The following is a 14536-nucleotide window of genomic DNA, read 5'->3' as shown; positions in this document are numbered from 1 at the left end:
GATCGAAGGAGGATATGATGTCTGTAACTACCGCTCGATTTTTTGGTTGTATGTTAAGTGACATTTCAACGGCAATCAACGCTGAAAAAGACTACCTGACTGCCCTCGACGGAGCGATTGGCGACGGTGATCACGGCATCACCATGTCTTTGGGCTTTAACGCCGTGACGACCGAACTCGCCAGCATGGACCTTGATCGTACCGCGGCCTGCGACGTATTCACGACGGCGGCAACCGCTTTTTTAAACGCTGTCGGTGCATCCACCGGTCCGCTTTACGCAAGCGCTTTCCTAAAGGCCGCACAGGTTCTTAAAAACGATGACACGCTCTCGATCGCCTCTCAGGTAGCAATAATTGAAGCAATGACGACAGGCATTCAGGAACGAGGCAAGGGGCACCGTGGTGACAAGACCATGTTGGATGCTTGGATTCCAGCGACAGAAGCAGCAATAGAAGCTCATTCTTGCGGTGCAGCTATCCCTGAAATGTGGGGCCGCCTGACCCAAGCGGCACGGGTTGGCGCCAATGCTACACGTTCAATGGTTGCCACTCGTGGGCGCGCGTCAAGGCTTGGCGAACGATCTCTGGGGCACATGGACCCGGGAGCGGCATCCGCCGTCATCGTTCTCCACGCAATGATGAGAAGCTTTGTATCGGTCAACGACATGACTGTATACGACCGGAAATCGGAACCTAACAAACAAAGAGATTGAACACTTCAAGGACGCAAATTTTTACAACTCAAAGAATCTTCAATAATGTTAACTCTCTAGATTCCAAAAAGCTTACGAGAGGTGGCTCGGGAAATCTTTACAGGTAGGTTAAGTGGAATTTCTGCCTGAGTTCGGTTTAAGTGACGAATACTGTGGAGCACTCAGGTTAATGAACTGGAAAAGCTCCATCCGGGCCACAAGCAGACTTTCGATGCTCTTCGTCGGGTAGGAAATGAAGGCAGCCATTCTGGAGAGGAGAAACGAGATAACCTTCTGAACTGCTTCGAGGTTCTAGAGCGCGTTCTGCAAGATCTGGTAGATGGCAAGAAAGCGCGCCTCGAAAACTGGCAACAGCAAATGATTGCTGTAAAGTGCAAGGTGTGATGTTGGGTAACGAAACGATCTATTACCATTACATTCCTCATTCTATCTGCGACGGTGGGCAGACGGACGTGCTGCGAGAGACGGTGCTTTATCTGTTAAGACAGTACCTCGCCCAATCCAGCATCATTGGTTGGCGCTGGTCGAGAAGATCGGCTCGTTGGCAGGCAGCTTCGACCGAATTTTTCACTGTGTGGGCAAGCGCCCTTTCGGCCATGTCACGCGGGTAGCCGTTCTCGGATGCCCAGTCGCGGAAGCTTGATCTAAACCCGTGTGCGGTTGCATTTCATCCAGGGGTATCGCTTTCGACATCATGACCATGCAGGACCTTTGTCAAAGCCACGTCGGCAATTGGTTTCTTCCTCCGTGACTGAAACACCAGTCCTACTCCGTGTTCCGACCGCTCAAGCCATCCTTCAAGGATTTCGACCGCTAGCGGCCCAAGTGGTACGCGATGAGCAACCTTAGCCTTTATCCTAGGTGCAGGCACGGTCCAGATAGCTTGGGAGAAGTCAATCTCTTGCCATTCCATGTGCCGAAGCTCGCTGGAGCCGTCGCATCCTCTTTCTATTCGACCGCAAGGTGCTGGGTCGGCAGACAAGCGACGCTTTGGAGACCACCGAAATCGAGGGCATGCTGAACTTTGCCCAGATTTACAAAGTCGCGGGACTGGAACAAAAGCTGCCGGGGCGCGAAGATCACGTACAAGTCGCGACTGTCTAATCGCTGCCCCCCATTATCAACGAGCCGGACCCAACCAAGCGCCCCACACCCGGCACCTTCGATTGCATCATCGTTGACGAGGCCCATCGCGGTTATACAAGCTGGATGCCGAAGTGCGTGAAAGCGACATCAGCTTCCGCAATCTCGATGACTACAAGTCAACCTATCGCCAGAACCTCGACGATTTCAACGCCATAAAAGTGGCGCTGACGGCACACCCGCGCTGCAGACCCGCGAGATCTTTGGCCATGCCGTTTACCATTATGGCTATCGCCAAGCGTCGTTGAAGGCTATAATAACGATCATATACAGCCAAAATGCATCATGGCTGCTCTGTCGGAAGCTGGCATTCATTTCGAAGGCTGCGAATAGTTCGAGATCATAGACCGCAAGTCAGGCCAGATAAATCTCTTCGAACTGCCCAACGAGGTCTCGCTCGACTAAGATCTCGCCGAACTGACGCATCTAATCGGAAGCCTTCAACCGCATTGTCTGCCGAGCGATTGCTACCGAGATATCCTGATATCTGAACCGACGGTCCCGACAAATTTTACGGTGTGCGCGGTGACGACGACACCGTTATTGTTGATTTCGCACAGCGCCGCGCCGATTTCATCCTCGGCATTCTATCCGATCCGGCTCACCGGCAGATAAGTCTGAATGTCATCCGGCCTCCAAAGGTTACCCCCCACGTGTTGCTCGACAGAATTTGCCAAGTCGACAGTGCTATTTGCCTAGCAATCACTTTTGCTGAAACCGTCAAAGAGCCTTGCATTGCCTGTTGTGCGGGTCACCTCTTCGAGGCTTCGCGGGTATGGTCACCGGGTCTCGATATGTCTGATCAGCATCAGCCAGCGCGTGGTCCAGCCACAGGGGTTGCGTCGGTCGTCAGCCGGTATTCCGACATTTCTGAGGGCGTGAGATAATAGAGCTGGTCGGGCGGGGTCTCCAGCGCGTGGAGCCACAAACCGGCGCCGATCCCCATTTCGTCGAGATGTCGCGCGACGAGCGCGGTGGTTGTTTGCGCACTGGACATTGCCTGATCCGGTGATGGGCGGTCGATGCCGGCATTGAACACCTGATGGACGCCCACCACGGCATCTTTTTCCGCCGATCGTGTCACGCCACCGGCAAAGACGATTGGGCATGAGGAAGCGCAGAGCGCCTTTTCCGCGACCTTCGTGGCGATATTCTTCTCCCGGATCAGCTTGGACATCGCAATGGCGTCATCGACCGACCCTCCCGGTGAATTCAAAGCGATCATTCTGATATACTCGCCACGGGCCTCAACCTCGCTGGCAAAACGGGCGGCTGCGCCTGGGTCGATGGTGCCTTCGGCAACGAGCACGCCACCCGAGACAAGATTGAATATCATCGGTTTGCGCAAGACTTCGTCCGGGCTCGAGGGTTGGACTGGCGGCGCGCCAGGCGCTCCCGGTGCGGTCTTCGGCGGGAGAAAGGTTGGCAGGTCCGGCAATGTGTCAAGACCCGGTCGTGCCGCTTCGGCCGTGCTGATCTCCCTGACATCGATCACCAGAAAGGCGGCTGCTGCCGCGAGCAGCACGTAGAACGCACCGCGCATCAGCACGCCGTCGTCAACGCTGATCAAAGCCTTGAGCGCAGATGCCGGTTTCATGTCGCCGGACCTTTGCGCGGCGGTTTGTTGAGACCGAGACTGGTGATGTTGCTGGCCTCCGTGTCGTCCTTGCTGTCTTCCGCCTCAGCAATGGCATTTTCCGTGGCCTGCACCTGGGTGGCAGTCACCGCTTCGGCGGCAATGGCCTTCTGCATCGCCAGCGTCTGCATCAGTTCTGCCACGGTGATCCGTTCGGCGAACGGCATCGTCTCTTCCTGCCGGCGGATTGCACCATTCACCACGGCCAGAATGAACACCATGACACCCGGCAACAGGTCAATGGAAATAGCCCCTGCCCATGCGGGAATGAAGTCGGAAGCATAACGCAGAACGGCTTCCGCCGACGAGAGCGGCACGAAACGCCGCTCGGCCACGGGAGGGCGCGCAAGAATTTCGTCGGCAGCGTCGGACAACACCTTGGATTGCGCCGCAACCGAGGTGCGGATGGTTTCCATCACGCGGTCCTGACGGGTGATCAGATCCTGTTCGCCGCCGTCGGGGATAGGCGCGATGAAGCCAAGCGAAAGATCGTCGGCCGCACGGCGGATGGACGGAGCGATGGAGGTTTGCCCCAACGAAGTAATGACGCCGGTCAGGGCCACGACTTCCGAGGAGAACTTGTCGGCGCGTGGTTCGATGACGCCGGGTGCCGATACGAGACCACGCATGGTCTCGAGGCGTTTCTGCCCATCGTTGAACAGGCTGGTGACCTGCTCACGCGAGGCATTGATGCCGTTTTCCAGTTCGTTAAGTTGCGACGACATCTGCGACAACAGCGAGACGACGCTGCCGGAACCGGTGGTACCGGTCAGCGCGCCCGACTGTCGTTCGGATGCCGCAAGCTGGGTGAAACGCTCCTTGGCGCGCTGAATGTCCGGCAACAGGCTCTGTGCTGCCAGCGCATTCTGGTGCGCCTGATCCAGATCTTCCGTATAATCCTCAACCGTTTCAGCAAGATGCTGTTCAAGTGCCGCCGATCCTGCAAGCGCGGCAGCGTTCAACCAGCTCGACATGGCAAGGATCATCACGCAGCCAACGGCCATCACCGCCAGCATGGCGGTGCGGCTGGAACGGCTGGTGACGTGCGGATAAAATCGCGCCATGTAGGACCAGAAGGCATAGATGCCGACGGAGACAGAGGCAGAGTAGATGATGGCGGCAAAAAACACCGCCGTCGGCGAGCCGTCCAGAATGCTGCGCACACCCAGATAGGTGTAGACGCCGGAAGCGAGTGCAAGAACGGCAAGGGCGAAACGTGTCATCGTTTCGACCGCCGCCAGGCTTTCCTGCAAGCGATGCGATGCGCCAAGCGCCATGGGCGATCTCCGGAAAAGGAATGTATTCCTTAACACTGATTTAAAATTCGGCGAATTCAAGGCTTCTGAAATATAAGGCTTCCGCAGCGCACCATGGCCGGTCAACTTTTGGTTATTCCCAGGTGAAAACAGCCGCTAATTCCCGCGCTATGGTCAGCCCCAAAACGAAAAAGCCTGCCGCGGGAGGAGGTGCGGCAGGCTTTTCGAAAAGAACCGAACAACGGCTGGGAGGAGGAGTGCCGCTGTTCCGACAGACGTGCCCTGGGAGGAGGAGTGGGCCGTCTGAATTCGAAGCTCTGCGGGAGGAGGTGCATCGCTTCGATGACAACAAGATACCTGTTCTATCCGCACATTAAATAAACTTTACTGCAGTGCAGACATGCGAGAAATGCACGGCACCCTCATGGAAAAAACTGCACCTCTGACATTCGTTGCATTCCAGACGCAGAAACGCCCGCGTCAGCAGCGGGCGTAGTGTCATTCAGTTTGGCAGAGAAGCGGGCGCTTAGCGACCGACCGATTGGCGGGCAACGCTTTGAATATCGACGCGGTTGATGCCGAGGTCCTGCAGTTCGCGTGAGCTCATGCGGCCAAGTTCGGAAACGGTCTGACGGTACTTGCGCCAGTTGTTAAAAGAGCGTGCTACGTTCATGATGATCCCCTTTCGTGAGGTCTCTTGACGCCAGCAACCTTGCTTCGGTTCCAACGTCGTTTCGATGATTGGAATATAGGCCTTTGCCAATCCACCGATAAGGCACAAGCTCTCAGGTCGGCCATGCGCTCAAAGCATGGGTTCAATAGAGGTGGATGAAGAAGCGATCAGGCTCGGAACCGGTCGCATGCGGTAGGCCAGATTTCGGCCATTGCTGCCCAAAAGCAGACAGTCCGTAACCCATCCCTGTCACGCCGGCCGTCGCAAAGCCTGTGTGGCGCCATCCATCATTTGCGCGGTTATAGGCATGCCGTAGACGTCTTTGCGAAACTTGCTTCTCCGTCAGAAGAAGTGGCCTTTCAAACACCCATCTGAAACTCAATGAGGGTAAAGCACAAACGCTAGGCATCTGGACGCTTCGGGCCCATGGGATGCACTGCACCATTGGGCTTTCCAGTAGCCCAAACAGGCCAACACAAGCGCGCTGCCTATTCAGCCATTTTGCGTTGCACAGGTCGCCGCACAAAAAATTACCCGCAATATTCGAGTCGGCATTTTATATCACCCTTGATTGCATTTATATGAAAATCATTTCTTGTGGACAGATAGAAAATCCATGAATCATTGACGTTTATCTCGAACTTAAATCTTCACTCGCTTACTCAGGTTTAAGTTTAATTCAAGCCTTACATGTCAATAGTAAACTCTGAATGGCATATAATTTTAATACACCGTTGACTTGTAATTTAATTTGCCCTCTGTAGGTTGCATCGCAGCAAAGTGAGTTGGGCCGTCCTCCCCTCAACTCTGCAAATTACGAAAATCAAAGCACCTGCACAGCAGCATTGGCGCGAGCTCAATGCCGTTTTGCGCCCGTGCGAGCGTAAACCAGTTCTTTCGCCTACTCGCGTTTTTAAGGGTTAATTGATGGATATGCATTTTAAATCTCATCCACTATCGGTTGCGCAAACAGGCATGTGGGTGAAAGAGAAATTGTCGCCACCGGATCTAAGTTTTGTGCTGGCTGAGGCCCTCGAAATCCATGGACCCGTTTCACCAGACATCTTTTGTGAGGCTCTTGGGCGGTTGAGTGACGAGATTGAAGCGACGCGTCTCCAGATTGTGGAAATCGACGGAAAGCCTCGACAGGTCATCACCCCATATGTAGGGCGAGAGTTCGAAGTCGTTGATTTTAGCCATGATGGTGCACCACTGGAAAGTGCCTATGCCTGGATGCGTTCCGAGTTGGCAGGCTCGCTTGAGCTGGAACAAGACGATCTTTGGTCAAGTGCGCTTATCAAAATTCAGGACGATCACTGGATTTGGTATCACAGGGTTCACCATATTCTGTTCGACGGCTTTTCCGGTGGATTGCTCGCGCGCCGCCAGGCTCAGATCTACACATCGATGGTCCGTGGCGAGGACATTGAGGCATGCGACTTCGGATCAATTGTCGAACTTTTGGAAAGTGAAGACAATTATCGCCGCTCTGTCCATTTCGAACGTGACCGAAGCTACTGGCTTGAGCAATTGAAGGGAATTTCGCCGCCAGTGACGCTGGCCAGGCGAGCCGAGGCTCCCTCCGGCGGCCTGTTGCGATTGCGAACCACAATTGGTCACGATGATGTCAAACGTTTGCAAAACAAGGCGAAAGAGCTCGGTGCGAGCCTACCGCAAGCGTTGATCGCAACTGTTGCAGCCTATTACGCCCGTGCGACCGATTGCTATGATCTCACGATGGTCACAATGGTCACGGGCCGCATCAGTGGAGCAGTGCGCCGAATACCCGGCATGGTGGCTAATGCAGTTCCGCTCCGTTTCAAGATCACCCCGGAACTTTCATGGCAGGACATGGTCAAACAATCGTCCGGTCAGATGATGCGCGCTCTGCGTTACCAGAGATATCGCTATGAAGACATGCGGCGCGATCTCGATTTCGCCAGCCAGGATCAGCAGATTGCACGTCTGGGTGTCAACATCGAGCCTTTTGACTACGATCTTCGGTTTGATGGACATGCTGTGACTGCGAACAATCTGTCGAACGGCACAATGACGGATTTCACGATTTTCGCTTATGATCGTGGCGATGGTGGCGATCTGCACATCGATTTCGATGCAAATCCAGCGCTTTATACTCTCGGGGAACTGGAGGAGCACAAAGACCGGTTCCTCCACTTGATTTCCACTATACTTGCCAAACCGGACCGGCCCGTCTGCGACATTTCACTGCTTTCAGCAAGCGAACATCAACGTATTTTATATGATTGGAATGAAACCGAGGCGCCAACTGAGGATATCACTTGGCTTGACTTGTTCGACAGGCAGGTTCAGCGGCAGCCAGATGCAGCAGCGGTTATCTTGGAGGGCCGAGAGCTCACCTACAAGGAGCTGGACAAAGCTTCAGATGACTTGGCGGTTATATTAAGGGAACACGGTATCGAACGTGGGCACCTTGTGGCGATAGCCACGCCCCGAAACGAGCAGATGCTTGTAGCGCTCATGGCGGTTGCGAAGACGGGTGCTGCCTATCTGCCGCTTGATCCTTCCGATCCGGGCGATCGCCTATCGAAAATCCTTGAAGACGCAACGCCGAGCCTCGTTTTGTCAACATCATCCGCTCGTGTTTCGCTGCCTGCGACCGCCGCCCCCATCATGCTTTTCGACGAGATGCCTGAAGCCGTTTCGGGTGAGAGGATTGCTGCACGCCCCGGACCGCAAGACACCGCCTATGTGATTTTCACCTCCGGCTCGACAGGGCGCCCAAAGGGCGTTGAGATCTCCCACGCATCCAAACTCAACTTTTTACAGGCCATGCAGGAGTTGCTTGCCCTGAAACCGGAAGATCGTATCGCCGCCGTCACGACGATTGCTTTCGACATTGCGGTCCTCGAACTCTTCCTGCCACTGACAACGGGTGCGGCCACGGTCATTGCCACACGCTGCGTGGTAAAAGATCCTACTGCGCTCTGCCGCCTGATAAAAAGCAACGCAGTCACGCTCATGCAGGCAACGCCATCATTGTGGCGCATGCTGTTGAGCGAATTCCCCACACAATTGAGAGGCCTGCGTCCGCTTGTTGGCGGCGAAGCTTTGCCGCGTGATCTGGCGCGTTTGATGGAGAAACTGGGACACCCGGTAGTTAATCTCTATGGTCCCACAGAAACGACGGTCTGGTCTGCTTGCATGCCACTGACTGGCGCTGATCTGGACAGCGTTCCAATCGGCAGGCCGATCCGAAATACCCAGTTTTATGTGCTGGACAAGATGGGCCGACCTGTTCCTCCTGGCAGTGTGGGAGAGTTATATATTGGAGGCGCTGGCGTTGCGAAGGGCTATCTCAACAACCCCGAGCTGACGGCCGAACGTTTTCTGCCGAACCCATTCAAGACAGGGGCGGAACGCATCTATCGCACCGGCGACCTGGCACAGTGGCGCAGCGATGGGGTAATCGAGTATCTCGGGCGAAACGACAACCAAATCAAAATCCGTGGTTTTCGTGTCGAACCTGGCGAGATCGAGGCTGCGATCATGTCGGAGGGTACGGTGCTCCAGACTGTGGTCGTTTTGCGAGAGACATCGGGCAAAAACAAACAGCTGGTGGCATATCTCGCGCCCTTGCCTGGCGAGACGGTCGACACCGAGCACCTCGCCAATCGTCTCGCCGGAGTCCTCTCGCCGCATATGGTGCCTGCGATCTATGTCGTCCTGAAAGAACTTCCGATGAATACCAATGGAAAGATTGATCGCAACGCCCTTCCGCCACCACCCAAGGCACGGGTTTCACACAACCATGTTGCGCCCAGCACCCCCACCGAAGCATTGCTGGCTAAACTTTGGTGCGACGTGCTCGAACTGGAGACCGTGAGCATCCATGATGATTTCTTCCAATTGGGAGGAGACTCCCTCGCGGCAGCGTCGATGCTGTCGGCTTTAGCCCGAAGGTTCGATGGAGATATCGCGTGGACAAGCTTTGTGGATACGCCGACCATTGCCACTTTTGCAAAGCATATTGATGGCCCGCGTCAGCAAAAGGCGTCCATGCCCCCCGTTCTGCCCATTCGGGCTAAGGGAGAGCACTCACCCTTGTTTTGCATCCATCCCGTCATGGGGCTCGGTTTGGCTTTCACGTCAATGAGCCAGTATATTCATGAGGACATACCCATTTTTGCCTTGCAGGCGGATGGGCTTAACAACAACGTTGAGATGCCAGCATCAATCGAAGATATGGCCCGGCTCTATCTCAGCCGAATTCGCGAGATTCAACCTGAAGGGCCTTACAATATGATTGGCTGGTCTTTTGGTGGACTGGTTGCACACGAGATTTCCAGGCAATTGGAGAAAAATGGGAGTGAAGTCGCTTTTCTCGCTCTTCTGGATTCCTACCCGTTCATGCCACCTTCGGGTGCCGTGTTTAACGACGAAAGCGTGCTTGCGAAAGCTGCCCTGGGCTTTCTTGGTTTCGATGAGAACATCATTGGAGAGACACCTGCATTCGCTGCTCTGAGCGAGTTTTTAACGCAGCAATACGGGCTGCGCGAAAACGTGTTTTTCAAGGAAGTGTTACGCCAGGACCCGGCATTTCTGGAGCGTCTGCACAGCGTCATTCTTCACCACCTGGACCTCGCGCAACGTTTCGTGCCCGGCAGGATCGATGCCGATATACGTTTCTTCAGCGCAACCGCAACACCGTCGGAGACGCTTCACAAAATTCTGAATTACAGGGTGGAAGCATGGCATGCACACACAACCGGTGACGTTGATCTATATGAGCTTAACTGCTCTCATGAAGAAATGCTGGAGCAAAGCAATGCAGAAAAAATTGCGTCCGTGTTCATGCATCATACGTTGAGGGAGATGTCACATCTCTTGCGAACTCGGGGAGACGACCGAAGCGACAACATGGCGTTGCCCATGCTTTATTGATCGAGATAACCAGAAAGGCTAAGATCCCCAATTCGATTATAAGGAATCGATTTTGGGCGTCACATTTGTAAACTGAGTCTGAACGGCTTGCGCGCGGCAACGGCAGCGGCCCTCGGAATAGCACTCCGTATACTGCTTGGCGTCCCGCCTACGATTAAACTTCGTGCAGCGGTCAAATGAAAGTATACCGCATTGCCCCTTGGGCCAAGGTTATAGCCGATAAAATAATTGAACACTGCGCGGGCGTTGCAGCCAGGCCATGATGAGATCCGCACAAGCCGTTCCAAATAAATGGTTCGGGCCCTAAGCGCGCTTTTTTTTGCACAGGACTTACGGCATGTTGCTCCACTGTTTCGTCATCACTATTGCCGAGCCTTGCAATCGAGCCAAGAACGTCAGATGAATGCAGGGTCTCTGCTGTAGAGTGCTCCAGGCTCGGTCAGGACAATCCAGACAATCCGGGCCATCTTAGCGGCAAGTGCGACAACAGCTTTGTTGGGGTGCATCCGGGCTTGGAGCCTATCCAGCCAACTCCCCAGTCGATCCTTTGTTCGGTCGAGACTCCGAATGCACGATCGAGCACCATGCACACGGAGTTTGCGAACACAGCGGTTCCCCTCTTGCTGATACCGAGAAGCTATTGCTTCCCACCCGTGAAGTATTCCCGCGGCACAAGGCCGAGCCATGCCGTTAGGTCGCGGGCTTTGTGGAACTGCCGTCAACCGCCGACCGCTGCAACAAGTGCGGTGACTCACAATGCTCCGATTCTGGGGAACGTCATGAGTCGTCGAGCCACATCCTCTCAACTAGCTACAGCTTCCACCTCACGTGTGACGTCGCCAATGCGTTGCTCCAATTGCCGTAGATCGGCAAACAGATCCGCGAGCAGCTTCCGCATCGCCGACGAAAGATCGTTCGTTTGGTCTTCGAGAACCCGTGGCAGGTCGAGCTTGAACAGACCCGCGCGCTGCGCGGACCAATCCCATATTCCAGGCAGAAGGCTCGCATCTGATTAATCAGCCGCGTTCTCGTTCCGATCATCTGGTCTCGCGCCTTTGCAATGCCTGAAGATCGGCTTGTTGTTCGATTTTACGTAGGGCTTTACAAATTGCGCGGGGGTCAAGCGCACCTTATCTCCGAGCGCCTGTATCTTCCTGGTAATCCAATTGAGAGCCAGCGCAGGATTCCATCCCTACCATCGCTGGCGCTGCTCGCTCAAAGAATAGCAGCAGCGTGTCGCGTCGGAAACGAACCTTCTGGATTGGCACGCCGTGGATTCAAACTCCGACAACGTGGAAGATGTTCTTACCAATATCAATTCTGCAGACAGCCGCTGAACGCGGCACATTGCGTTGTGGCATTGCGACCTCCTTCAGTTTGACAGCCTCATAATGCTACGGGAGGACGAGGCGGACCATCCCATTAGTGCTGACGGCCGCTGCAAGCCGGAAAGCTGTCGCTCATCTTATGGATCACCACCAGATGAGCGAACGGCGGGCGTGTAAAGCCATGGCTATCGGTAGGAGAAGCTTACGGTGCGCAAGCGTGGCGGGCGTTACCGGACGATAGGCGCCCGGGCGCCGATCTTGATCCCGACAGCTGCCAATAATCGCTGGTCGCTGGACTTCGTGTTATATCAACTCCCTGATGGCAGTAGGTTCCGGGTGTTTACGGTCGTGGATGACTGCAAAAGGGAATGCCTGGCTCTTGTCGCCTATACGTTCTATTCCTGCCTGCGGGTTGCCCATGAGTTGGACAGGATCATCGAGAGATGTGGCAAGCCGAAGATGATTGTCAGTGACAACGCCAGTGAGTTCACAAGTAATGCAATCCTACAATGGGCGGATCGGTCCAAAGTGGAATCGCACTATATATCGCTTGGCAAACCGGTCCAGAAAGCTTTTATCGAAAGATTCGATGGACGGCTACGAGAAGAGTTCCTGAAGAAACGCTCTTCTCGTCACTGACCCGTACTCGATCAGCGCTTCTAAACTGGAGAGGCGATTACAACGAGCATCGACCAATCTGGACTTGGCTGAATGACACTTGCCGAGTTCGCTCAAACCTTCAACCCGCGACATGATGCGGTGCTGCGCAGCCAAAATGGCTCTGCACCGCAACCCGCCGCCACCGTCCCGAATACAGCAACCCAAAGCCGCTGGAGCGAACTCAAAACTGGATAAAACATTGGGCAACGTGACGCTTCAAGTTTACGCTGCCTGGCTGGGCGTAAGCGCAAAGTCCGCATGTCCATCGAAATTTGGTCCCCGCGGCTTAACGCGCTTTCAGTAGCACGAGTTCAGCTTGGGATTGTCAACCTAAGCAGCGGCCGAGCGCAACACGCAGGTTGGCGCCGATGTCTTCGTTGCTGCTGTGCTTCGGACACAAACATTTAATGTCCTCTGGGAAGTATTCAGATAGTTCTTCCCCGACCATTATGAATTCCTTAACCTCAGCTTTGATTCGAAAATATCCACATGTCCATTTGCGCCCCATTTCGATGCACCGGGAAGTCTCTGTTCGAAATTCGCCTGGTACATATCAAGCTTTTCTTTGAAGCTTGGCGGTCTGAATTGCCGCAATCCGTCTGCACTTATCATAATTCCGTTAGAGTTAATTCGATATCCACTACCGACCCAAGCTTCGCCCAATTTCAAAGTCTCCATTTCGCGAATTTATTCTTTCTCAGTCTTACCTGTCCCCTCAACCATTCCCGATCCAGCGTCCAATAGATATCTCGGAAGCTTCTTGCTGGCGCTCAAAACCTCGATGCCAATCAGCCGACCTTCAATGTCAAAGTCGAGATTTATCTGACCATCGACCTCAATCGGGTCGCAGCAATACGTGAAACCGAAGCTGTGTACGTCATCTTCGCTCTTTAACTTTATATACGCCGCGTCTACATTAACATCATAATTAATCTTCACTGCCTTGCCTTCAAGTTAGCAATATATTTGGTGGGATTTTTCGGTTTTATCACGGTAGTAATATCGTCGCCAACACCAACGAACGTGTTCGTCTTCGCATCGTAGTAGCCGTCGTGCCACTTCCCTTTTTCCAAGTACTGGAACGGCTTGCTGTCCATCGCAGTTTTAATATTCTCGATACTTATGTTACGCTCTGTCGCTCGAATCCTCGCATGGTCGCTCATTTTAACCCCATTGATCACAACATTCGCGTTTCCGGCTCCATCGACAACGATGACTGGATACGCACTATTTGAACCACCGCCACCACTAGTTCCATTTCCATTCGGCGGATTCTGCTGATCGTTGGGCTTGGGCTTCGTGTTTCCAAGACCCGGTTGACCCATTTTCGCTTCGATACCTAGCGATACAATCATAATCGCAGCGTCGATCATTGCTCGCTTGGCGAAATCTGTAAGTGCGTGGCTGGCAGCCTCAGAATACTTCTCCAGCAACTCTATCGTTTGTAGCCGCCCCGCTAGAACGGCCTCGGCGAGTTTCTGAGTTTCTGGATTGGCAAAGCCACCGTTACTAAGCCGCTGCTGCAGCTCCTGATACCCGTTGTACTCAGTTCCTCCAAATATTCCCAGCGGTCCCCCGACCTTTGGAATATATCCGATCGACATCAGCGCGTCTTGCAAGGCGGAAACGCATGCAGGTCCCGAGGCGTCTGCATCGCACGCCGTTGTAAGCGCCAGATTGCGTTGTGCATCGAGATCATCCCAGTATGCGACCTGCTCTTTCAGGGACTGCTTCTCTTGGTTTGTGCAATTATCTCCTGCCTCACACCGGGCAAGCTCCTTCTTCGCTTTTTCACGAAGCATTTGCTCCTGATGATAGAGATAATTATGATTGACGTTATCGAGCGCAGCCGCAGCGCCTCCCTGTCCACCGGCAGCCGCGCCGACAGCAACGGCGATCCACTGGGTGATCGCGTTCTTCTGCTCATCCGTCAGGTTCGGATCGGCCTTCAGAACCTCCTGCAAGGCTGCATTGGCGATTTCGCTCAACGCGCCCGCGAGGGCACCTGCGCCAACGTCCGTGCCCGCCATGGCGGCAACTGCGGCACCCACCGCTGCATGCAGCGCCACCTTAACCGGTGAACCTTCGGCAAAACCAAGCTGTTCAGATAGGTCGCCTACACTGACCTTGCCCCGTTGAAATAATCCATTTTGAAGTAAGCTCTGGCCCATTGAGAGGACCAGAGAATGAAGCGCAACCGTTTT

The 14536-nt window shown here is 54.2% G+C and carries 10 protein-coding genes and 2 pseudogenes; 5 read left to right on the top strand and 7 right to left on the bottom strand.

The window, feature by feature from the left end; all coding sequences use genetic code 11:
• The first annotated feature begins 17 nt into the window (after positions 1 to 17).
• Together dhaL and IFT53_RS24235 are read left to right on the top strand one after the other, a co-directional pair.
• On the top strand, positions 18 to 713 hold the full coding sequence (gene dhaL / locus IFT53_RS22770; RefSeq protein WP_192068230.1) for a dihydroxyacetone kinase subunit DhaL: 696 nt from the start codon (positions 18 to 20) through the stop codon (positions 711 to 713).
• Positions 714 to 860: 147 nt separating this feature from the next.
• Positions 861 to 1097, top strand: coding sequence for a DUF4145 domain-containing protein (locus IFT53_RS24235; RefSeq protein WP_446737714.1), 237 nt, complete (start codon positions 861 to 863; stop codon positions 1095 to 1097).
• A 283-nt stretch (positions 1098 to 1380) separates the two neighbouring features.
• On the opposite strand, the gene IFT53_RS23895 is transcribed toward IFT53_RS24235, so the two are convergent.
• Positions 1381 to 1695, bottom strand: coding sequence for a tyrosine-type recombinase/integrase (locus IFT53_RS23895; protein WP_274604114.1), 315 nt, complete (start codon positions 1693 to 1695; stop codon positions 1381 to 1383).
• A 235-nt stretch (positions 1696 to 1930) separates the two neighbouring features.
• On the opposite strand from IFT53_RS23895, the gene IFT53_RS23890 reads away from it, so the two are divergent.
• Positions 1931 to 2104 (top strand): hypothetical protein, encoded by a 174-nt coding sequence (locus tag IFT53_RS23890; RefSeq protein WP_244656451.1) that lies wholly within the window; start codon positions 1931 to 1933, stop codon positions 2102 to 2104.
• A 560-nt stretch (positions 2105 to 2664) separates the two neighbouring features.
• On the opposite strand, the gene IFT53_RS22755 is transcribed toward IFT53_RS23890, so the two are convergent.
• The 3 genes from IFT53_RS22755 to IFT53_RS22745 form a co-directional block, all read right to left on the bottom strand.
• Positions 2665 to 3453, bottom strand: coding sequence for a COG3904 family protein (locus tag IFT53_RS22755; protein ID WP_192068228.1), 789 nt, complete (start codon positions 3451 to 3453; stop codon positions 2665 to 2667).
• A complete protein-coding gene (locus IFT53_RS22750) occupies positions 3450 to 4769 on the bottom strand; it encodes a hypothetical protein (protein ID WP_192068227.1) in 1320 nt (439 codons plus the stop codon). The genes IFT53_RS22755 and IFT53_RS22750 overlap by 4 nt, the downstream gene beginning before the upstream one ends.
• A gap of 505 nt (positions 4770 to 5274) precedes the next feature.
• Positions 5275 to 5421, bottom strand: coding sequence for a DUF1127 domain-containing protein (locus tag IFT53_RS22745; RefSeq protein WP_192068225.1), 147 nt, complete (start codon positions 5419 to 5421; stop codon positions 5275 to 5277).
• A gap of 927 nt (positions 5422 to 6348) precedes the next feature.
• Between IFT53_RS22745 and IFT53_RS22740 the strand changes: the two genes are divergently transcribed.
• Positions 6349 to 10344, top strand: a complete 3996-nt coding sequence (locus IFT53_RS22740; RefSeq protein ID WP_192068223.1) for a non-ribosomal peptide synthetase — start codon at positions 6349 to 6351, stop codon at positions 10342 to 10344.
• A 395-nt stretch (positions 10345 to 10739) separates the two neighbouring features.
• On the opposite strand, the pseudogene IFT53_RS24230 reads toward IFT53_RS22740, so the two are convergent.
• Positions 10740 to 11705 (bottom strand): annotated as a pseudogene (locus tag IFT53_RS24230) (IS110 family transposase).
• A gap of 64 nt (positions 11706 to 11769) precedes the next feature.
• On the opposite strand from IFT53_RS24230, the pseudogene IFT53_RS22730 reads away from it, so the two are divergent.
• Positions 11770 to 12527 (top strand): annotated as a pseudogene (locus tag IFT53_RS22730) (integrase core domain-containing protein); the annotation flags it as partial.
• A gap of 492 nt (positions 12528 to 13019) precedes the next feature.
• Here IFT53_RS22730 and IFT53_RS24225 read toward each other — a convergent pair.
• Positions 13020 to 13271 (bottom strand): DUF2283 domain-containing protein, encoded by a 252-nt coding sequence (locus IFT53_RS24225; RefSeq protein WP_192068222.1) that lies wholly within the window; start codon positions 13269 to 13271, stop codon positions 13020 to 13022.
• A partial coding sequence (locus IFT53_RS22720) for a DUF6862 domain-containing protein (protein WP_192096967.1) occupies positions 13268 to 14536 on the bottom strand: 1269 nt, incomplete at its 5' end. The genes IFT53_RS24225 and IFT53_RS22720, both read right to left, overlap by 4 nt.

Source organism: Rhizobium sp. CFBP 13644 (genome assembly GCF_014842165.1).
Taxonomy (GTDB): Bacteria; Pseudomonadota; Alphaproteobacteria; order Rhizobiales; family Rhizobiaceae; genus Agrobacterium; species Agrobacterium tumefaciens_C.
The sequence above is the reverse complement of the archived record's forward strand: the minus strand, read 5'-3'. Positions and strand labels throughout refer to the sequence as shown.

Bases quoted from the DNA above. Each gene is read 5' to 3' on its own strand.
- dhaL (WP_192068230.1), top strand. From the start codon at position 18: ATGTCTGTAACTACCGCTCGATTTTTTGGTTGTATGTTAAGTGACATT.
- IFT53_RS22755 (WP_192068228.1), bottom strand. From the start codon at position 3,453: ATGAAACCGGCATCTGCGCTCAAGGCTTTGATCAGCGTTGACGACGGC.
- IFT53_RS22740 (WP_192068223.1), top strand. From the start codon at position 6,349: ATGGATATGCATTTTAAATCTCATCCACTATCGGTTGCGCAAACAGGC.
- IFT53_RS22745 (WP_192068225.1), bottom strand. From the start codon at position 5,421: ATGAACGTAGCACGCTCTTTTAACAACTGGCGCAAGTACCGTCAGACC.
- IFT53_RS22750 (WP_192068227.1), bottom strand. From the start codon at position 4,769: ATGGCGCTTGGCGCATCGCATCGCTTGCAGGAAAGCCTGGCGGCGGTC.